Raw genomic sequence first — 19,976 nt, 5'->3', positions numbered from 1 at the left:
GCTCGATAGCAAGGTGCTGGAGGATCCGTGGACCTGTCCCTGTCGACCCGGACCGTTGGCGACCGTACGGTCGTCGAGGTCGGTGGCGAGATTGATGTATACACCGCGCCCAAGCTGCGGGAGCAGCTGGTCGAGCTTGTGAACGACGGAAGCTACCACCTCGTGGTGGACATGGAACGTGTCGACTTCCTCGACTCCACAGGGCTCGGCGTCCTGGTGGGTGGGCTGAAGCGGGTGCGTGCCCATGAGGGTTCGCTGCGCCTGGTCTGCAATCAGGAGCGCATTCTCAAGATCTTCCGTATCACCGGTCTGACCAAGGTGTTTCCGATTCACACCTCGGTCGACGAAGCCGTCGCAGCCACTGACTGACGGTTCGCCGGTCCCCCGCGCCCATGGCGCGGGGGTGGAAGGAGTGTGGGGGGTTCCGGGCGCACCAGTCCGGCCCCCTGCGTCGCACGCCCGCATCACTAGGGGGATGGCATGGCCACCGTCGAACTTCGCTTCAGCGCCCTTCCCGAGCACGTCCGGACCGCGCGTCTGGTCGCGGCTGCCGTGGCACGGCGGGCGGGGGTGGACGAGGCCGTGCTGGACGAGGTGCGGCTCGCCGTGGGCGAGGCGTGCAGCCGGGCCGTCGGGCTGCACGAAAGCCATGGCATCGAGGATCCCGTGCGGGTCGTGCTGATCGAGGACGAGAAGAAGTTCTCGATCGAGGTGGGCGACGGGGTGTCCGGACCCGGCGGGGCGGGCGGCGCGGAGGCCGAGGGCGCCGCGGAAGCCGACGCCGAGGGCGAGGACGAGATGGGCCTCGCGGTCATCAGCGGGCTGGTCGACGACGTCGAGGTGACCTCCGGCGAGGGCGGCGGGCTGATCCGTATGAGCTGGCCCGCGAACCCGGCTCCGGTCCTGCCGTAGGGCGGGCCGTGCGCAGCCCGGGGAGCGCCGGGCGGACGACGGTGGGGACCAGCCGGCCCTCCGCCGCGCGGCCGGTGCGGCACGCGTCGCCGCGTGGACGACTCCGGGAACCCGCTCGGGTCGGCCCTGATCGTGCTCGTGCCGGTTCCCGAGAGCGTGGCGCCGCTGATCCTGCACGCCCTCGGCCGGGCGCCTCAGCGCTTCCTGTCCCGTGAGCCGCGGTCGGCCGTCGGGGAGCCCCGGGTCGGCCGGGAGCGGTGCGATCCGGACGTGATCTGACGGCTCATCACCGTGTTGTGACGGGTGGCGCACGGGCCGCGTGCCGGCCGTACGGCGGCGTGCGACGGCTCGATTTCCTCCGGTTTCACGGCGGCCACAGTCAACTCTCCTGGCAGTGCAGTGTCGTTGAGCAGCGGCAATCGGTAGGAAAGTGAGATCATCGCTCAGGGGTCAGCGAATTCGCCGGTTTCCCCCGTGCGGGCGAATTCGGCGAACCGCCAGCCTTTTGATCTTCCCCGGAGCAGGCGAATTCCCTTTGAGGCGCCCTGTTTTGATCAACCGGGGCTCCCTACAATCCGTCCACATCTTGCTCAGGACGCCTGAGCGTGCTTCCGCGCGCCCATGTGCCATAACGTCAAGGAGGACGAATGGCGGGGCCTCACACCCCTCAGTTGCTGGACTTCCCCTCATCTCTGGCCGCACCGTCGCTCACGTCGGGCAATCGCGACATCGTCCTGGTGATCGCCGTCGTCGCCCTTGCCGCGCTGGCCGTCGCCGCGGTGCTGGTCCGCCAAGTGCTCGCGGCCGGCGAGGGAACCGACAGCATGAAGAAGATCGCGGCGGCCGTCCAGGAAGGCGCAAACGCCTACCTGGCCCGGCAGTTGCGGACCCTTGGCGTATTCGCCGTCGTGGTGTTCTTCCTGCTCATGTTGCTGCCTGCGGACAATTGGACGCAGCGCGCCGGACGCAGCGCCTTCTTCCTGATCGGTGCCGGATTCTCGGCGGCCACCGGCTATATCGGCATGTGGCTCGCGGTGCGCAGTAATGTGCGTGTGGCGGCTGCGGCCAGGGAGGCGACTCCGGACGACGGCGATTCCCGGGAAAAGGATCTTACGGCCGTCTCCCACAAGGCGATGAAGATCGCTTTCCGTACGGGCGGCGTCGTCGGCATGTTCACCGTGGGACTCGGCCTGCTCGGCGCGTCCTGCGTGGTGCTCGTGTACGCGGTGGACGCGCCCAAGGTGCTGGAGGGCTTCGGCCTCGGTGCCGCGCTGATCGCGATGTTCATGAGGGTCGGCGGCGGCATCTTCACCAAGGCGGCGGACGTCGGCGCCGACCTCGTCGGCAAGGTCGAGCAGGGCATCCCCGAGGACGACCCGCGCAACGCCGCCACCATCGCGGACAACGTCGGCGACAATGTCGGCGACTGCGCCGGTATGGCCGCCGACCTCTTCGAGTCGTACGCCGTGACCCTGGTCGCCGCGCTCATCCTGGGCACCGCGGCCTTCGGCGACGCCGGGCTCGCGTTCCCGCTGCTGGTGCCCGCCATCGGTGTGCTGACCGCGATGGTCGGGATCTTCGTCGTGGCGCCCCGGCGCCGGGACCGCAGCGGTATGACGGCCATCAACCGCGGCTTCTTCATCTCCGCGGGCATCTCGCTGGCCCTGGTGGCCGCCGCGGTGTTCACGTACCTGCCGTCCAGCTACAAGGACCTCGGCGGCGTCAGCGACCCGGAGATCCTGGGCCGCAGTGGCGATCCGCGGATGCTCGCGGTGGTCGCGGTCGCCATCGGGATCGTGCTGGCCGCGCTGATCCAGCAGCTGACCGGCTACTTCACCGAGACCAACCGGCGGCCCGTCCAGGACATCGGGAAGACCTCGCTGACCGGCCCGGCCACCGTCGTACTCTCCGGTATCTCGATCGGCCTGGAGTCGGCGGTCTACTCGGCGGTGCTGATCGGGCTGGCGGTCTACGGGGCGTTCCTGCTGGGCGGCGCCTCGATCACGCTGGCGCTGTTCGCGGTGGCGCTGGCCGGGACCGGTCTGCTGACGACCGTCGGCGTGATCGTCGCGATGGACACCTTCGGCCCGGTCTCCGACAACGCGCAGGGCATCGCCGAGATGTCCGGCGACGTCACCGGGGACGGCGCGCAGGTGCTGACCGACCTGGACGCGGTGGGCAACACCACCAAGGCCATCACCAAGGGGATCGCCATCGCGACGGCGGTGCTGGCGGCCTCCGCGCTGTTCGGCTCGTACCGGGACGCGATCGCCAACGCCGTACGGGACATCGGCCATGCGGCCGGCGGGATGGGGCTGAGCCTGGACATCTCGCAGCCCAACAACCTGGTGGGGCTGATCCTGGGGGCCTCGGTCGTCTTCCTGTTCTCCGGGCTGGCGATCAACGCGGTGTCGCGGTCCGCGGGGGCGGTGGTCTTCGAGGTGCGCCGGCAGTTCCGCGAGCACCCCGGGATCATGGACTACACCGAGAAGCCCGAGTACGGGCGGGTCGTCGACATCTGCACCAAGGACGCGTTGCGCGAACTGGCCACGCCAGGGCTGCTGGCGGTGCTGACGCCCATCGCGGTCGGCTTCTCGCTCGGCGTCGGGGCGCTCGGCTCGTTCCTGGCGGGCGCGATCGGCACCGGCACGCTGATGGCGGTGTTCCTCGCCAACTCCGGTGGCGCGTGGGACAACGCCAAGAAGCTGGTCGAGGACGGCCACCACGGCGGCAAGGGAAGCGAGGCGCATGCCGCGACGGTCATCGGGGACACCGTCGGCGACCCGTTCAAGGACACCGCGGGCCCCGCGATCAACCCGCTGCTGAAGGTCATGAACCTGGTCGCGCTGCTGATCGCGCCGGCCGTGGTGAAGTTCTCGTACGGTCACGACAAGAGCCTCGGCATCCGGGTCGCGGCCGCCGCGCTGGCCCTCACGGTCATCGTCGGCGCGGTCTACATCTCCAAGCGGCGCGGTATCGCCGTAGGTGATGAAGACAACAACCCGAAGGACTCCGGAGGCGTCGCGAAGTCAGCCGAAACGGCTGTGGCGTCCTGAGAGGAGCGGCCGGCGAAACGGCCTGACGACCGCTCAACGGGCGGGTGGACGGCGCTTTTTGTGCGCGCCGGACACCCGCCCGCGGTGCGCCCGGCCGGCCCCGCCGTCCTTGGTGCAAATGGCTGCAATGCGGGCCGGAGGAGATGCCCGTCCCCTCGACCAGGCCGTTTGGCCGTGTATGTTCCGGGGCCGAGAGCCATGGAAGGGACCAATCCGGTGAACAAGAAGCTTGTGGCTGCACTGTCCGGCGGTGCCGCACTCCTGCTCGCGCTGACCGGTTGCAGCAGCGACAACAGCAAGAAGCTCGACGACTGGGCGAAGTCGTTCTGCGACCCCGCGCAGGCTCCGTTCAAGCAGATCCAGGACGCCAACGCGGCCATGCAGACGGCCGACACCGGCAACACCGACTCCACGAAGGTCCAGCAGACCGACTCGAAGGCGTTCGGGCAGATCTCGCAGGCCTACGCCGCGTTGGCCGCGTCCCTCGACAAGGCGGGGGCGCCGCCGAGCGACGGCGGTGCCGACGCGCAGAAGAACGCGGTCAAGGAACTCAACTCCCTCTCCACGGGATACGCCGCCCTCAAGAAGCAGGTCGACGGCCTGGACACCTCGGACAAGCTGAAGTTCGCGGACGGGCTGCGCAACCTCTCCGACGGGATCAACAAGCTCAACGCGCAGAGCGAGCAGGCGTTCAAGAAGCTGGAGGCCGGCGACGTGGGCAAGGCGATGGCCAAGCAGAAGGGCTGCCAGAACCAGGGCGCGTCCGGTTCGCCGTCCGCCGCGCCGTCCAAGAGCGCGTAGTGCGGGATTCCTGAGCGGGTTCGAGCGGCGGCCCGGCGACGCGCCCGAGAGGGGCGTGGCGCCGGGCCGTCGCCGATTGTCGGTGGCAGCACCGACAATGGACGGGTGACGACGCACCTCCCCACCGCAGATGACCAGGACCCCGACAGCAGCGCCCGTACGAGCCGGCTGCGCGAGGCGCTGCTGGCCGCCGCCTTCACCGCCGACGGGCTGCTGGACCTGCTCGGCGCGCCCGCGTATGCCGCGCTGGCCCGTAGCGAGACCGTCCCCGCTCTGCGGGCGACCCGCGGCGACGGCCCGCTGGAGACCCTGGTGCGGCTGTTCCTGTTGCAGCGTCCGGTGCCCGAGGCGCGGGTCCGGGCGGCGCTGCCGGTGGCCGACTGCCTCGCCGACGGCTGGCTGGTGCGGGACGGCGACCGGCTGCGCGCCACGGTGGACGTGCGGCCGTACGGCGGTCCCGAGGGGCAGGACTGGTGGATCGTCTCCGACCTGGGCTGCGCGGTCGGCGGCGCCGGCGGCATCCGGGGCGCCGGGGAGGGCGACCGCGCCCAGCTGGTGCTCGGCGTCGGCGGTGCGTCCACGACCCTCGCCGGGATCACCGCGCGCCGCCCCGTCGCCAAGGCGCTCGACCTCGGTACGGGCTCCGGCATCCAGGCGCTGCACGCCGCCCAGCACGCCACGCGGGTCACCGCCACCGACCTCAACCCCCGGGCGCTGCGGATCGCCGCGCTGACACTGGCGCTCTCCGGGGCGCGGCCGGCCGACCTGCGGGAGGGGTCGCTCTTCGAGCCCGTCGGCGAGGAGACCTTCGACCTGATCGTGTCCAACCCGCCGTTCGTGATCTCCCCGGTCCGTCCCGAGGGGGCCCGGCTCACCTACCGGGACGGCGGTATGGGCGGCGACGACCTGTGCCGCACCCTCGTCCAGCAGGCCGCCGCGCATCTCAACGACGGCGGGTACTGCCAGCTGCTGGCCAACTGGGAGCACGTGGCGGGCGAGGAGTGGCAGGACCGCCTGCGCTCCTGGGTGCCCCGGGGATGCGACGCCTGGATCGTGCAGCGCGAGGTGCAGGACATCACCCAGTACGCCGAGCTGTGGCTGCGGGACGCCGGCGACCACCGCACCGGCGAGGACGCGTACGCCGCGCGGTACGACGCCTGGCTCGACGAATTCGAGGCGCGCAAGACCAAGGCCGTCGGCTTCGGCTGGATCACGCTGCGCAAGTCCGGTGCCCAGGACCCGTCCCTCACGGTCGAGGAATGGCCGCATCCGGTGGAACAGCCGCTGGGGGACGCGGTGCTGCGGCACTTCGACCGGCAGGACTATCTGCGGGCCACGGACGACGCCGCGCTGCTGGCCGGGCACTTCCGGCTGGCCGACGAGGTGGTGCAGGAGCAGGTCGGGCTGCCCGGCGCGGAGGACCCGGAGCATGTGGTGCTCCGTCAGAACCGCGGTATGCGGCGGGCGACGAAGGTGGACACGGTCGGCGCGGGCTTCGCCGGGGTGTGCGACGGCTCGCTGCCGGCCGGGCGGATCCTGGACGCCATCGCCCAGCTCGTCGGTGAGGACCCGGTGCTGCTGCGGGACCGTACGCCGAGCGCCATCCGGATGCTGATCGAGCAGGGGTTCCTGGAGCCGGTGAGCTGAGCCGGGCCGCGGGCCGCGCGCGGCGAACGGGGCGCCGTTCAGGGGGAGTTCGCGCGGGCTCCGCACGAGGTGCCCTACGAGGGCGTCGGGCTGCCCGTACGGATGCGGGTGTCCTGGCGACGGGGCCGACTGCGCGGGATGGTGGTGCGGCCGGGGCAACTGCGGTGCCCGGGGCGGTCGTTCGGATTCGGTCAAATCCGGCGAAGTGGGCCGATTGCGGAGCGGAACGGGAACCTCCGCCCGAGGTTCGCCGTATTCCTGAAGGAAGGTCACCAACAGGCTCATTGGCCCATCAGTGAGGAATCCGACATGAACCGTACGCTTCGCTACACCGGAGTCGCCCTGACCACCGTCGCGCTGCTCGCCGGAGGTTCGGCCGTCGCCATGGCCGCTCCGCAGGTCGTCCACACCTCGGCACCGGTCGTCGCCACGGCGCCCGCGGCGGCGACGCTGACGGCCAAGGCCAGCGCGACGACGGTCAAGGCGTGGGAGCAGTTCCGGATCAGCGGTGTCGCCAAGGGCGTCAAGGCGGGCACCAAGGTCACCGTCCAGCAGAAGCAGGGCAAGAAGTGGGTGTCGCTGCCGGCCCAGGCGCCGATCAACGCCAAGGGCGGCTACTCGATACGCGTGAAGCTCGGCATCAAGGGCGTCAACCAGCTGCGTATCGCGGCCGGCAGCGCCGTCTCGCCGGTGGTGAAGGTCACCGTTCGCTGACCGCGGCGGGCTCCGCGGTCAGCCGATGAGGTTGCGGGCGACCATCCACACCGCGGCGATGCCGAGGACCACGGCGTTGCCGCGGGCCGTCAACCGCAGCGGATGGCGCTGCCCACGGAGCCCGGCGGCCAGCCAGCGCACCAGGACGTACGCGACGGCCGGCACGCCCAGCGCGAGCAGCACGGCGTTGTCGTGGAAGGCCCCCGCGACGTCGCCGTGCATCAGGTCGTACGCCATCCGCGTGCCGCCGCAGAACGGGCACTGCAGCCCGGTCGCCCAGCGGAACGGGCAGGGGAGCAGCAGCTGCCCGGAGTGGTGCGGGTTGGTGTTCCAGAGGTAGCCGGCGCCCAGCGCACCGATGCCGAGCGCGATCGACGCCCGGCGGACGGTGCGCCGGCGGACGGAAGCGGCCGCGGGGTCGCCGGGTGCGTCCGGCGGGACGGGCCCGCCCGGCGGCGCCGCTCCCGCGGCCCCCCGCGGCTCGTGGTGGCTCACACGCTCATCGACCGGGCGTAGTTGACCTGGTTCATGACGAACATGACCTGCTCGCGCGACTGCACCGGGATCATCGTGGAGTGGTGGCGGCCTCCGCTGTTCACCGTGACCTGGACGAAGCCGGTCGTGGTGCGCTCCTTCATCAGGAGGAAGAGCAGGCCGAGAAGGCAGAAGAGGAAGAAGACGATGGCGAGGACGATCGCGTGCGCGGGGATCTTCTCCTCCGTGCGGGACATGTCGGTGGCCGTCCAGACGGCGCCCCGCAGCGGCATCGGGCCGGCCGGCGTCATGATCGTGTCGCCGCTGACCGCGATGTCGCCGAGCGAGATCGCCATGCCGCCGGCCGGGGGCGGCTGCTGGGCCGTGAATCCGGCGGCGGGCGGCGGCGGGAAGCCGGGCGCGGGCGGCGGCGGAGCGGCCTGCGGGTAGCCGTAACCGGGCTCTCCGGGGCGGCCGCCCTGCGGGTAGCCGTAACCGGCGTCGGCGGGCCGGCCGGGCTCCGGCGCGGCGTGCGGGTTCTGTCCGGGCGGGCCGGGCGGCTGCTCCGGTGGCGGTCCGGGGTACTGGTTCGCCATGGGTGATCTTCCCCCCGAGGATGCGTGATGACGGCAGTACACGGCTCACGCCGTGAGCCGTGCCACGTCCATCCTGCCAGTCCGCTCACCTGACGTACCAAGGTGATGACCGCATCCGCCGTCACCTTGTGACAGTCGCGGCCCGCCGCGGGCGCCACCGGCGGGCGCGGCGCCGCCCGCCGGGCGGTTACTCTGCGAGATCACCGGCGGTACCGGTGCGGTGGCGCGCCGGGGACCGCCGGGAGGTGCGCGGTGCGGTGCCGCGGGCCCGCCATGATCCATCCGAGCCCGCGCAGGGCGGCCGGAGAGCGGCTGGGACGGTCGGGGCGGCGCGAAGGCATGTAGTCGGGTTACCGTTCGAGTGGCGTTGCGGGGTTTTTCCGTTTGACACGGGGGCGGGAGGTACCGTCACACTCCGCAGCGTCAAGCGTCACCGCAGTGCGCCCCGGGCGTCCGGCCCGGGAGCCTTCCCAGCGTCGACCGGAGAGAAGAGCGAAGTTGTCCCCGACCAGCGAGACCGCAAAGGGTGGCGGGCGCCGGCTCGTCATCGTCGAGTCGCCTGCCAAGGCGAAGACGATCAAGGGCTACCTCGGCCCTGGCTACGTGGTCGAGGCCAGCGTCGGGCACATCCGCGACCTCCCCAACGGCGCGGCCGAGGTCCCGGCGAAGTACAAGGGCGAGTCCTGGGCCCGCCTCGGCGTGAACGTCGACGCCGACTTCCAGCCGATCTACGTGGTCAACAGCGACAAGAAGGACCAGGTCAAGAAGCTCAAGGAGCTGCTGGCCGAGTCCGACGAACTCTTCCTCGCCACCGATGAGGACCGCGAGGGCGAGGCCATCGCGTGGCACCTCCAGGAGATCCTCAAGCCGAAGGTCCCGGTCCACCGGATGGTCTTCCACGAGATCACCAAGGACGCGATCCGCGAGGCCGTCGCCAACCCCCGCGATCTGAACAAGAAGCTGGTCGACGCCCAGGAGACCCGCCGGATCCTCGACCGCCTCTACGGCTACGAGGTCTCGCCGGTCCTGTGGAAGAAGGTCATGCCCCGGCTGTCCGCCGGCCGGGTGCAATCCGTGGCGACCCGGCTCGTCGTCGAGCGGGAGCGCGAGCGGATCGCGTTCCGCTCCGCCGAGTACTGGGACCTGACCGGCACCTTCGGCACCGGCCGGGCCGGTGACGCCAGCGACCCCTCGACCCTGACCGCGCGGCTGACCACCGTCGACGGCCGCAGGATCGCCCAGGGCCGCGACTTCGGTCCCAACGGGCAGCTCAAGAACGACGTGCTCCACCTGGACGAGGCGAACGCCCGCGCGCTCGCCGCCGCCCTGGAGAACACCGACTTCGCGGTCCGCTCGGTCGAGTCCAAGCCGTACCGCCGTTCGCCGTACGCGCCGTTCCGGACGACCACCCTCCAGCAGGAGGCCAGCCGCAAGCTCGGCTTCGGCGCCAAGGCCACCATGCAGGTCGCGCAGAAGCTGTACGAGAACGGCTTCATCACCTATATGCGTACGGACTCCACCACGCTCTCGGACACCGCGGTCGCCGCGGCCCGGGCGCAGGTGACGCAGCTGTACGGTGCCGGGTACCTGCCGGACAAGCCGCGGACGTACGCCGGCAAGGTCAAGAACGCGCAGGAGGCGCACGAGGCGATCCGCCCCTCCGGCGACCGCTTCCGCACGCCCGCGGAGACGGGGCTGACCGGCGACCAGTTCCGGCTCTACGAGCTGATCTGGAAGCGGACCGTCGCCTCCCAGATGAAGGACGCGACCGGAAACTCCGTCACCGTCAAGATCGGCGGCCGGGCCGCCGACGGGCGGGACGCCGAGTTCAGCGCGTCCGGCAAGACCATCACCTTCCACGGCTTCCTCAAGGCGTACGTGGAGGGCGCCGACGACCCGAACGCGGAGCTGGACGACCGCGAGCGGCGGCTGCCGCAGGTCGCCGAGGGCGATGCGCTCGCCGCGCGGGAGATCACCGCTGACGGCCACGCCACCAAGCCGCCCGCCCGCTACACCGAGGCCACGCTGGTCAAGGAGCTGGAAGAGCGCGAGATCGGCCGCCCGTCGACGTACGCGTCGATCATCGGCACGATCCTGGACCGCGGCTACGTCTTCAAGAAGGGGACGGCGCTGGTGCCGTCGTTCCTCTCCTTCGCGGTGGTCAACCTCCTCGAGAAGCACTTCGGCCGGCTGGTCGACTACGACTTCACCGCCAAGATGGAGGACGACCTCGACCGGATCGCGCGCGGCGAGGCGCAGGCCGTGCCGTGGCTGCGGCGCTTCTACTTCGGCGAGGGCGCGGGCGCCGGCGAGGGCGGCGCGGCGGACGCCGGGAACGGCGACGGCGACCACCTCGGCGGCCTCAAGGAGCTGGTCACGGACCTGGGCGCGATCGACGCCCGGGAGATCTCCTCCTTCCCGGTCGGTGAGGGCATCACGCTGCGGGTCGGCCGCTACGGCCCCTACGTGGAGCGCGGCGAGAAGGACGAGGAGGGCCACCAGCGGGCCGACGTCCCCGACGACCTGGCGCCCGACGAGCTGACGGTCGAGTACGCCGAGGAGCTGCTGGCCAAGCCGAGCGGCGACTTCGAGCTGGGCATGGACCCGGTCTCCGGCCACCAGATCGTGGCGAAGGACGGCCGCTACGGCCCGTACGTCACCGAGGTGCTGCCCGAGGGCACCCCGAAGACCGGCAAGAACGCGGTCAAGCCGCGCACCGCCTCGCTCTTCAAGTCGATGTCCCTGGACACCGTGACCCTGGAGGACGCGCTCAAGCTGATGTCGCTGCCGCGCGTCGTCGGCGCGGACGCCGAGGGCGTGGAGATCACGGCGCAGAACGGCCGCTACGGCCCGTACCTGAAGAAGGGCACCGACTCGCGCTCCCTGGAGAGCGAGGAGCAGCTGTTCGCGATCACCCTCGACGAGGCGCTGGCGATCTACGCCCAGCCCAAGCAGCGGGGGCGCGCCGCCGCCAAGCCGCCGCTCAAGGAGCTGGGCACGGACCCGGTGAGCGGCAAGCCGGTGGTGGTCAAGGACGGCCGGTTCGGCGCGTACGTCACGGACGGCGAGACCAACGCGACGCTGCGCCGGGACGACGACGTCGAGACGATCACCGCCGAGCGCGGCTACGAGCTGCTGGCGGAGAAGCGTGCCAAGGGGCCGGCGAAGAAGACCGCCAAGAAGGCGGTCAAGAAGGCGCCGGCGAAGAAGACGGCCGCGAAGAAGACGGCGGCGAAGAAGACGGCCGCCAAGAAGACCGCGGCGAAGAAGACGACCACCGCGAAGAAGGCCACGGCCAAGAAGACGGCCGCGCCGGCCGAGGACTGAGTCGCCCCGGGCCGCCGGAGCCGGCGTGGACCGGCGCGGTACAAGGGCGGGCAAGGCGGACGAGTTCGCCTGGCCCGCCCCTTCGCATCCGACAGTGCCCGCCCATTTGTTCGGGCGGGCGCCCGGTAGTGTGCCCTGTCCCGATAGGCTGGCGGGATGACGCGTGCCGAGCAGCCAACGGTCGTGCCCCCCGCCTCAGACGCGCTCGCAGCGGACTCCCGCGAGCGTGCGGTGCGAGCCCTGCTCCGCTTCCCTCCTTTGAAGCGGCTGTGGAGCGCCCAGTTCGTCGGGGGTATCGGCGATGCCCTGTCCTTGCTTGTCCTGGTACTGCTCGCCCTTCAGGCGGCGCTGTACGTACCGCTGGGCGGCCACGCCGTGTTCGGCGGCGGCTATAGCGGCGCCGCCTTCGCGGTCACCGCGGTCTTCGGGGTCCGGCTGCTGGCGACACTGCTCTTCGGGGCCGTCCTCCTGGGGCCGCTGTCCGCGCTCATCAGGCCCGACGGGCCGCTGGACCGCCGCTGGACGATGATCGGCGCGGACGCGCTGCGGCTCGCGCTGCTGGTCATCGCCCCCCTCTGGATCGACTGGACGCCGGCCGACGCGCTGGCCTGGCTGCTGGTGACGGTCTTCGTCTCCGGCGTCGCCGAGCGCTTCTGGACCGTCGCAAGGGAGAGCGCGGCGCCCGCGCTGCTGCCCGCTCCGCCCCCGGAGGGCGCCACCGTCCGGCCGCTGCCCGACAACATGGACGCGCTGCGCCGGCTGTCGCTGCGCACCAGTTTCGTGTCGCTGCCGATCGCCGCCGCCGCGCTGGTGGTCGTCACGCTGATCGGGAAGCTGCTGGGCACCGGCGTCGAGTGGTTCCACCTCCACCAGGCCGCGCTGGGCTCGTACGTCGCGGCCGGGCTGTTCGCCGCCTCCGTGTCGATCCTGTACTTCATCGAGCTGCCCGGCGGCCAGACTCCCCGGCCGCGCTCCCCGCTGGAGGGCCTGCGCCGCCCGAAGTCCGCCGGCAAGCCGGGCGCGGGGCCCGACAAGGGCCGTACGGGCGCGATCCCGCTGCTGGTGACGGCCTGCGCGGCGGTGGCCGGCGCGATCGCCGCGGCCGTCGCGCTCTCCGTACTGCACGCCTTCGACCTGGCCACCGGCCCCGCCACCTACGCGCTGCTGGTGCTCGCGCTGACCGGCGGCACGGTCATCGGCATCCGCGCCGCCCGCAAGGTGCTGCCCGCGCTCTCCCGGCGCCGGCTGCTGGCCCTGGCGGTCGCCGGCACCGGCCTGGCGCTGCTGGCCATGGGGCTGGTCCCGGACCCGACGACGGTGCTGCTGCTCGCGCTGCTGGCCGGTGTCTGCGCCGGTATCGCCGCCAACACGGGCCATGTGCTGCTGGACCAGGAGTCCGAGGCGTTCCGCAGCGCCCGTACGACCGAGCATCTGCACGCCGTCGTCCGGCTCGCGGTCGCGCTGGCCGCCATCGCCGCGCCCCTGCTGGCCGGTGTCATCGGCCCGCACCACGTCGGCAGCGGCGCCTTCGTCTTCGCGCACGGCGGCGCCGCGTACACCCTGATGCTGGCCGGCGCGCTGCTGCTGCCGGTCGCCGCCTGGGTGCTGGGCAAGACCGACGACCGGCAGGGCGTACCGCTGCGGCGCGATCTGCGCGAGGCGCTGCGCGGCGGCGACCCGGCCCAGGCGCCCGCCGCCACCGGTTTCTTCATCGCCCTGGAGGGCGGTGACGGCGCCGGGAAGTCGACCCAGGTCGAGGCGCTGGCGGAGTGGATCCGCAGCAAGGGCCACGAGGTCGTGGTGACCCGCGAGCCGGGCGCCACCGCCATCGGCAAGCGGCTGCGGGCGATCATCCTGGACGTGTCCACGTCCGGGCTGTCGGACCGGGCCGAGGCGCTGATGTTCGCCGCCGACCGCGCCGAGCACGTCGACAGCGTCATCCGGCCCGCCCTGGAACGCGGCGCGATCGTCGTCACCGACCGCTACATCGACTCCTCGGTGGCCTACCAGGGCGCCGGCCGCAACCTCGCACCCACGGAGATCGCCCGGATCAACCGCTGGGCGACGGACGGCCTCATCCCGCATCTGACCGTGCTGCTGGACGTCTCGCCGGAGACCGCGCGCGAGCGCTTCACCGAGGCGCCGGACCGGATGGAGTCCGAGCCCGCCGAGTTCCACGAGCGGGTGCGCGCCGGATTCCTGGCGCTGGCCGCCGCCGACCCGGCCCGCTACCTGGTCGTCGACGCCGGCCAGGAGCCGGAGGCCGTCACCACCGCCGTACGCCACCGCCTCGACCAGGTCCTGCCGCTGTCCGAGGCGGAGCTCAAGGCACAGGCCGAGGCCCGCAAGGCAGCCGAGGAGGAGGCTCGCCGCAAGGCCGAGGAGGAGGCCGCGCGCAAGGCGGAGGAGGCGCGCCTGGAGCGTGAGCGCCAGGAGCAGCTGGCCAAGCTGCGTGCGGAGGAAGAGGAGCGCAAGCGCCGCGAGGCCGATGAGGCCAAGGCCCGGGAGGCCGCCCGCCAGGCCGAGGAGGCGCGGCAGCGCGCCGAGGAGGCCCGGGCGGCGGCGGAGGCGGAGCGGCAGCGCCGCGAGGCGGAGGAGAAGGCCCGCCAGGCCGAACAGGAGCGGCTGCGCAAGCAGCACGAGGAGGAGGCGCGGCTGCGCCGGGAGGCCGAGGAGCGCCGCCTGGAGAAGCAGCGCAAGGCCGAGGAGGCGCTGCTGCGCGCCGAGCAGGCCCGGGTCGAGGCGGCCCGGGCGGCTGCGGCCGCGGAGGCGAAGGCGGCTGCCGCGGCGGCCGAATCGGCCGAGGCGCGGACCACGGAGACGGACGTCACGCAGCTGCGGAAGCGGGTGGCCAAGGAGAACGAAACCCGGACCGCTTCCGGGAACGGGGCTTCCGGTTCCGGTACGGGCACCGCCGCGGACGGCGAGCGGACCGCGGCGCTGCCGCGGCCCGAGGCGCGGGAGGCGGACGAGACGGCGGTGCTGCCGCCGGTCCGGGACGCCGGCCGGGGAGGCGGTGCGGACTCCGAGGAGACGACCGTGCTGCCGCCCGTACGCGACGACGACCCGGCGGACCGGGTGCCGCCGTGGATGTTCCAGGAGGACGGCAGGGACGCGCACGGCGAACCGGCCGAGGGCGGCCCGGAGCGGACCCGCGAACTCCCGCAGGTCGACCCGGCCACCGGCCGGCCCGCGGAGCACGGGCAGCACGGCCGCCCGCGCCCGGAGTGGGCGGAGGAGACCCCGCTGGACGACCTGCCGACGCTGGCCGACGAACTCCTCGGCACGCGCCCGGACGACGACGCGGAAGGCGGCGCGGGCGGCAAGGGCCGCCGGGGCCGCGGCCGGCGCGGCTGACCGGAGCGCTCCGACCGAACGGCCGTGGCCGCAGCAATTCCCGCTGCGGCCACGGCCGTTCGGCGTGCGGGGCGGTGCGTGAGCCGGGGGCCGGCCGCGGCCGGGATCCGGTTGTCAGTGGGGTGGACCACAATGGGATACGCGCGGAGGAGGCGTCGGGCGGATGCGCCCGGACCCGCGACCGCGCCGGCACGGCACGCAGAACGGACAGGACGGCGGCAGCGATGGCGGTATGGGACGACGTGGTCGGCCAGGAGCGGGTGACGGCGCAGCTCGCCGCGGCCGCGCGCGACGCGGACGCCGTCGTGGCCGCCGAGAGCGCGGCGCGGGCGGGCGGCGAGCAGCCGCCGGCCGAGCGCACCGGCACCTCGCAGATGACCCACGCCTGGCTGTTCACGGGCCCGCCCGGCGCCGGCCGGGACACCGCCGCGCGCGCCTTCGCGGCGGCCCTCCAGTGCGTCAGCCCGGACAGCGCCGGATTCGGCTCCTCCGGTCCCGCCCCCGGCTGCGGCTTCTGCGACGGCTGCCACACCACCCTGGTCGGCACCCACGCCGACGTCGAGATCGTCCGTACGGACCTGCTGTCCATCGGCGTCAAGGAGACCCGAGACCTGGTCCGCAGGGCCTCGCTCTCGCCGGCCGGCGGGCGCTGGCAGGTGATCGTCCTGGAGGACGCCGACCGCCTCACCGAAGGCGCCGGCAACGTCCTCCTCAAGGCCGTGGAGGAGCCCGCTCCCCGTACGGTCTGGCTCCTGTGCGCGCCCTCCATCGAGGACGTGCTCCCCACGATCCGCTCCCGCTGCCGCCACCTCACCCTCCGTACGCCCCCGGTCAGCGCGGTCGCCGACGTCCTCGTACGGCGCGACGGCATCGACCCGGAGGCCGCCGACCGGGCCGCCCGCGCCACCCAGGGGCACATCGACCGGGCCCGCCGGCTCGCCACCGACGAGCGCGCCCGGGCCCGCCGGGCGGCCGTCCTGAAGCTCCCGCTCCGGGTCGACGACATCGGCGGCTGCCTCAAGGCCGCCCAGGAGCTGATCGACGCGGCGTCGGAGGACGCCAAGCAGGTCGCGGAGGAGGTCGACGCCAAGGAGACCGAGGAGCTGCGCGCCGCCCTCGGCGCCGCCGCGGGCACCGGCGGACGGCTGCCCCGCGGCACCGCCGGCGCCATGAAGGAGCTCCAGGACAAGCAGAAGCGCCGCTCCACCCGTACGCAGCGCGACAGCCTCGACCTGGCCCTGGTCGACCTCACCGGCTTCTACCGCGACGTCCTCGCCCTCCAGGTGGGCGCCTCGGTCCCGCTCGCCAACGACGAGGTGCGCGACAGCATCCAGCGCATCGCCACCTCCTCCACACCGGAGCGCACCCTGCGCCGCATAGAGGCGGTCATCGCCTGCCGGGAGGCCCTGGACCGCAACGTCGCCCCCCTGCTCGCGGTCGAGGCGATGACGGCCGCGCTGCGCGCAGGCTGAATCACGCCCCACCGTCCTCAGGAGTACGTACTCACCGTCCCCGCCCCGATACGCTCCGTAAAGCACTCGCGATTGAAGGACGCCCGCCCCAGGACCACCGGCCACACACCCCAGGGACCTCCCATGCAGCCCAGCCGCCTGCTCCGCACCCCCGCCGCCGCAGCCGCCGCTGCCGCCGCGGCCCTCGCCCTGCTGATCTCCGGCTGCTCGTCCGGGAGTTCGTCGCCCGGTGGCGCGCCGTCCCCGGGGCGTACGAACGACGCCGGCATCGAGCGCCAGGCGTCCGGCGGCTCGCCCCTCGCGCCGCTGCCCCTCGCGGTCCCGGCCGACCTCCGCCCGTACTACGACCAGAAGCTGAGCTGGCACGACTGCGGGGTGGCGGGCTTCCAGTGCGCGACGATGAAGGCCCCCCTGGACTACGCCAAACCCAGCGCGGCCACCGACCTGCGGCTCGCCGTGGCCCGCAGGCAGGCCACCGGCCCCGGGACGCGGCTCGGTTCCCTGATGGTCAACCCCGGCGGCCCCGGCGGCTCCGCGATCGACTACCTCCAGCAGTACGCGCCCCAGCCGGCCGCCATCCGCGCGCGCTACGACATGGTGGCGATGGACCCGCGCGGCGTGGCCCGCAGCGAGCCGATCGAATGCCTCAGCAACCAGCAGATGGACCGCTTCACCCAGACCGACACGACCCCCGGCACCCCCGCCGAGGTCAACCAGCTGGTCACCGCCTACCGCAACTTCGCCAAGGGCTGCGAGGCCCACTCCGGCAAGCTGCTGCCGCACGTCTCCACCATCGAGGCGGCCCGCGACATGGACATCCTGCGCGCCGTCCTGGGCGACCGGAAGCTGACGTACGTCGGCGCCTCCTACGGCACCTTCCTCGGCGCGACCTACGCGGGCCTCTTCCCGTCCCACTCCGGCCGCCTGGTCCTCGACGGCGCCATGGACCCGTCGCTGAACTCGCGCGCCATCAACCTCGACCAGACCGCCGGCTTCAACACCGCCTTCCTGGCCTTCGCCGCCGACTGCGTCAAGAAGAAGGACTGCCCCCTCGGCGACAAGAACCCCGAGGACGCCGGCAAGCAGCTCTCCGCCCTCTTCAAGAAGCTGGACGCCCAGCCGGAGGACACCGGCCAGGACCGCAAGCTCACCGAGTCCCTCGCCACGACCGGCGTCATCGCCGCCATGTACGACCAGGGCGCCTGGCCCGAACTCCGCGAGTACCTCGCCCAGGCCCAGGCCGGCAACGGCCGCGGGCTGCTCGCCCTCTCGGACAGCTACTACGAGCGCCACTCCGACGGCCACTACGCCAACCAGATGTACGCCAACCCCGCCGTCAACTGCCTCGACCTCGCCCCCGCCTTCACCGGCCCCGACCAGGTCCGCGCCGCCCTGCCCGCCTTCCGCAAGGCATCCCCGGTCTTCGGCGACAACTTCGCCTGGTCCGCCCTGAACTGCACGTACTGGCCGGTCAAGCCCACCGGCACCCCCCACCGCATCGCGGCCAAGGGCGCCGACCCCATCGTCGTCGTCGGCACCACCCGCGACCCGGCCACCCCGTACACCTGGGCCAAGGGCCTCGCCGCGCAGCTCTCCAGCGCCACCCTCCTCACGTACGTGGGCGACGGCCACACCGCCTACGGCCGCGGCAGCGACTGCATCGACACCGCCATCAACACCTACCTCCTCGAAGGCACCCCACCCGCCAAGAACAAGCGCTGCACGTGACCCACCCCACACCCCCCTGACCAGCCCCCGAACCGATTACAAAGCACCCCCCGCTCCTGTGTAGACTGGGCCGCGCACCACGCCGCCTTAGCTCAGTTGGCCAGAGCAACGCACTCGTAATGCGTAGGTCTCGGGTTCGAATCCCGAAGGCGGCTCTTGTGAAAGCCCAGGTCAGGAAGTTCTGACCTGGGTTTTTTCTTGTTTGGGGCCGGGGTGCGGTTGCTTGGGCGGCGGGACCGGGGGCGGCCGGGAGTAAGTCGACGGCGGTGTGGCTGGGTTGGGGCGGGTCCGGGGCCGGGCGATCGCCGGTGTGGGCATGGATTCGGGGCGGTTGGGCTTGATCGCCGCGGGACCTCAGGACCGCCCGCAAAGCCATCCGATGCCCTGGCTCGCGTTGATCAGCGCGGTGAGGAGCCAGGTGAGGGCGTCGAGGGTGAGGGTGTAGGCGCTGGCGGTGAGTGGGACCACCGGGGGGGCGACCGTCGGCCCGTAGAGAGCGCCGCGCAGGACGACGTTGCTGAAGCGGGGCCGGGCGCCGGGCCAGGCGTCGGGGCGGGCGCGAGGGCATTCGCGCGAATGGCCGGATGGGGCCCCGGAGGCCGGGGTGGGCTCCGGCCTGCGGAAAGGCGGGGTGGTGGGGTGCCGGGGGCCGTGGGGAGGGGAGGCGTTCGCGTGGCGGGGCTGCGGGGGCGGGGGCAGAGTCGGGAGGCAGGGCGTATCCGCGTTCGTGGAGGGCGGAGGGAGCCCTAGGGGGCGTACCTGACGCAGATGGGCACGTCTGCGGCCGAGCGACCTGGAGGCCCCCGCATGCTGGGGAGAACGATGCGGATCGCGGCCGGTGGAATCGCGTTTCTGGTGATGGCGACCATGGCGTCGGCCGCGCTGGCGACCGGCCCCGAAGGGCATGCGGATCTGGCCACCAGAGGCGGGACGGTCGTGGGTATCAGGGCCGGGCATCAGGCGCCCTTTGTGATCGCGCACCGTGGCGCTTCCCGTTACGCGCCGGAGAACACCCTTGCCGCCGTCGACGCGGCGCACCGCCGCGGGCTCGTATGGGTCGAGAACGACGTGCAGCGGACCAAGGACGGGCGGCTGGTGGTGATACACGACACCACGCTCAATCGGACCACCGATGCCGCGAAGGTGTTTCCGGGGCGGGCGCCGTGGCGGGTGCGGGATTTCACCGCGGCCGAGATCGCGCGGCTGGATGCCGGGAGCTGGTTCGGAAAGCAGTTCGCGGGGGAGCGGGTGCCGACGCTCGCCGACTATCTGCGGAGGCTGGACCGCAATGGGCAGGGTCTGCTGCTGGAACTCAAGGCGCCCGAGGAATACCCCGGAGTCGAGGCGCAGGCGCTGCGTGAACTGCGCGCACTGGGGTGGCTGGACCGTGCGCATATCCGCCACCGGCTGGTGGTGCAGAGTTTCTGCGTACGGTGCGTGAAAAGGGTGCACCGGCTGATGCCGAAGGTGCGTACGGGGATTCTGGGGGCACCGTCGGTGAGGAAACTGCGGCGCTACGCGCGTTTCGCCGATCAGATCAATCCCCGTATGGCCGAGGTCAGTTCGAAGTGGGCCAGGGCCGTGCACCGGCTGCGCGGGCCGCATGGGCGGCGGCTGGAGATCTATGCGTGGGACGTGGGGGCGAAGGAGAGCGCGCAGTCGGTGCAGGGGCGGGGTGTGGAAGGGGTTATCGACTAGGGCGGTGGGTGTTGGCCCAGAGCGGTCCGGCCCGGTCCGGACCGCTCTGGCGCAGTTCGGTTCGGTTCGGCCGGCTTCGGTTCGGCCGGCTTCGTTCCGGATCAGACGTGGTTGGGTCCGGTTCTGTTCTGTGTTGTTCCGTGCTTTCGCTTCGCTTCGCTCGGTACGCGTTGGGTAAAGCGGCGATCCGTGGT

At 72.3% G+C, this 19,976-nt stretch carries 14 protein-coding genes and 1 tRNA gene; 13 read left to right on the top strand and 2 right to left on the bottom strand.

Annotated features, from left to right (window positions below; all coding sequences use genetic code 11):
• Positions 1-27: 27 nt before the first annotated feature.
• From bldG to GR130_RS37430, 7 genes are all read left to right on the top strand, one after another.
• A complete protein-coding gene (gene bldG, locus GR130_RS37460; protein WP_004571875.1) occupies positions 28-369 on the top strand; it encodes an anti-sigma factor antagonist BldG in 342 nt (113 codons plus the stop codon).
• Between the two features lie 111 nt (positions 370-480).
• Entirely contained in the window at positions 481-912 is a 432-nt protein-coding gene (locus tag GR130_RS37455) for an ATP-binding protein (RefSeq protein ID WP_159508881.1), read from the top strand.
• A gap of 93 nt (positions 913-1,005) precedes the next feature.
• A complete protein-coding gene (locus tag GR130_RS37450) occupies positions 1,006-1,191 on the top strand; it encodes a hypothetical protein (protein WP_159508879.1) in 186 nt (61 codons plus the stop codon).
• 368 nt (positions 1,192-1,559) lie between these two features.
• The gene (locus GR130_RS37445; RefSeq protein ID WP_159508877.1) at positions 1,560-3,968 is read left to right on the top strand and encodes a sodium-translocating pyrophosphatase; all 2,409 of its coding nucleotides are present in this window, start codon (positions 1,560-1,562) and stop codon (positions 3,966-3,968) included.
• 216 nt (positions 3,969-4,184) lie between these two features.
• Positions 4,185-4,769, top strand: a complete 585-nt coding sequence (locus GR130_RS37440) for a small secreted protein (protein ID WP_159508876.1) — start codon at positions 4,185-4,187, stop codon at positions 4,767-4,769.
• A gap of 105 nt (positions 4,770-4,874) precedes the next feature.
• Positions 4,875-6,416, top strand: coding sequence for a DUF7059 domain-containing protein (locus tag GR130_RS37435; protein WP_159508874.1), 1,542 nt, complete (start codon positions 4,875-4,877; stop codon positions 6,414-6,416).
• Between the two features lie 309 nt (positions 6,417-6,725).
• Positions 6,726-7,130 carry a hypothetical protein gene (locus tag GR130_RS37430; protein ID WP_159508872.1) on the top strand — a complete coding sequence of 135 codons (405 nt, stop codon included), beginning with the start codon at positions 6,726-6,728 and terminating at the stop codon, positions 7,128-7,130.
• Between the two features lie 18 nt (positions 7,131-7,148).
• On the opposite strand, the gene GR130_RS37425 is transcribed toward GR130_RS37430, so the two are convergent.
• Entirely contained in the window at positions 7,149-7,625 is a 477-nt protein-coding gene (locus GR130_RS37425) for a DUF2752 domain-containing protein (protein ID WP_159508870.1), read from the bottom strand.
• Positions 7,622-8,200: a hypothetical protein gene (locus GR130_RS37420; protein WP_159508868.1), complete on the bottom strand. Its 579-nt coding sequence runs from the start codon at positions 8,198-8,200 to the stop codon at positions 7,622-7,624. Before GR130_RS37420 ends, GR130_RS37425 begins: the two co-directional genes overlap by 4 nt.
• Positions 8,201-8,698: 498 nt before the next feature.
• On the opposite strand from GR130_RS37420, the gene topA reads away from it, so the two are divergent.
• The 6 genes from topA to GR130_RS37385 all read left to right on the top strand — a co-directional run bounded on the left by topA (position 8,699) and on the right by GR130_RS37385 (position 19,782).
• Entirely contained in the window at positions 8,699-11,527 is a 2,829-nt protein-coding gene (gene topA / locus GR130_RS37410) for a type I DNA topoisomerase (RefSeq protein WP_159508864.1), read from the top strand.
• A gap of 156 nt (positions 11,528-11,683) precedes the next feature.
• The gene (gene tmk / locus GR130_RS37405; RefSeq protein WP_159508862.1) at positions 11,684-14,884 is read left to right on the top strand and encodes a dTMP kinase; all 3,201 of its coding nucleotides are present in this window, start codon (positions 11,684-11,686) and stop codon (positions 14,882-14,884) included.
• Positions 14,885-15,108: 224 nt separating this feature from the next.
• Positions 15,109-16,356, top strand: coding sequence for a DNA polymerase III subunit delta' (locus tag GR130_RS37400; protein ID WP_159508860.1), 1,248 nt, complete (start codon positions 15,109-15,111; stop codon positions 16,354-16,356).
• Between the two features lie 123 nt (positions 16,357-16,479).
• Positions 16,480-18,084 carry an alpha/beta hydrolase gene (locus GR130_RS37395; RefSeq protein ID WP_159508858.1) on the top strand — a complete coding sequence of 535 codons (1,605 nt, stop codon included), beginning with the start codon at positions 16,480-16,482 and terminating at the stop codon, positions 18,082-18,084.
• A gap of 81 nt (positions 18,085-18,165) precedes the next feature.
• A tRNA-Thr gene (locus GR130_RS37390) sits at positions 18,166-18,239 on the top strand.
• A gap of 667 nt (positions 18,240-18,906) precedes the next feature.
• Positions 18,907-19,782 carry a glycerophosphodiester phosphodiesterase gene (locus tag GR130_RS37385; RefSeq protein WP_236573839.1) on the top strand — a complete coding sequence of 292 codons (876 nt, stop codon included), beginning with the start codon at positions 18,907-18,909 and terminating at the stop codon, positions 19,780-19,782.
• Positions 19,783-19,976: the final 194 nt, after the last annotated feature.

Origin of the sequence: Streptomyces sp. GS7 (assembly GCF_009834125.1) — a bacterium.
GTDB lineage: Bacteria > Actinomycetota > Actinomycetes > Streptomycetales > Streptomycetaceae > Streptomyces.
The sequence above is the reverse complement of the archived record's forward strand: the minus strand, read 5'-3'. Positions and strand labels throughout refer to the sequence as shown.

Bases quoted from the DNA above. Each gene is read 5' to 3' on its own strand.
- GR130_RS37395 (WP_159508858.1), top strand. From the start codon at position 16,480: ATGCAGCCCAGCCGCCTGCTCCGCACCCCCGCCGCCGCAGCCGCCGCT.
- GR130_RS37430 (WP_159508872.1), top strand. From the start codon at position 6,726: ATGAACCGTACGCTTCGCTACACCGGAGTCGCCCTGACCACCGTCGCG.
- GR130_RS37400 (WP_159508860.1), top strand. From the start codon at position 15,109: ATGGCGGTATGGGACGACGTGGTCGGCCAGGAGCGGGTGACGGCGCAG.
- GR130_RS37455 (WP_159508881.1), top strand. From the start codon at position 481: ATGGCCACCGTCGAACTTCGCTTCAGCGCCCTTCCCGAGCACGTCCGG.
- GR130_RS37385 (WP_236573839.1), top strand. From the start codon at position 18,907: ATGCGGATCGCGGCCGGTGGAATCGCGTTTCTGGTGATGGCGACCATG.
- GR130_RS37445 (WP_159508877.1), top strand. From the start codon at position 1,560: ATGGCGGGGCCTCACACCCCTCAGTTGCTGGACTTCCCCTCATCTCTG.
- tmk (WP_159508862.1), top strand. From the start codon at position 11,684: ATGACGCGTGCCGAGCAGCCAACGGTCGTGCCCCCCGCCTCAGACGCG.
- GR130_RS37420 (WP_159508868.1), bottom strand. From the start codon at position 8,200: ATGGCGAACCAGTACCCCGGACCGCCACCGGAGCAGCCGCCCGGCCCG.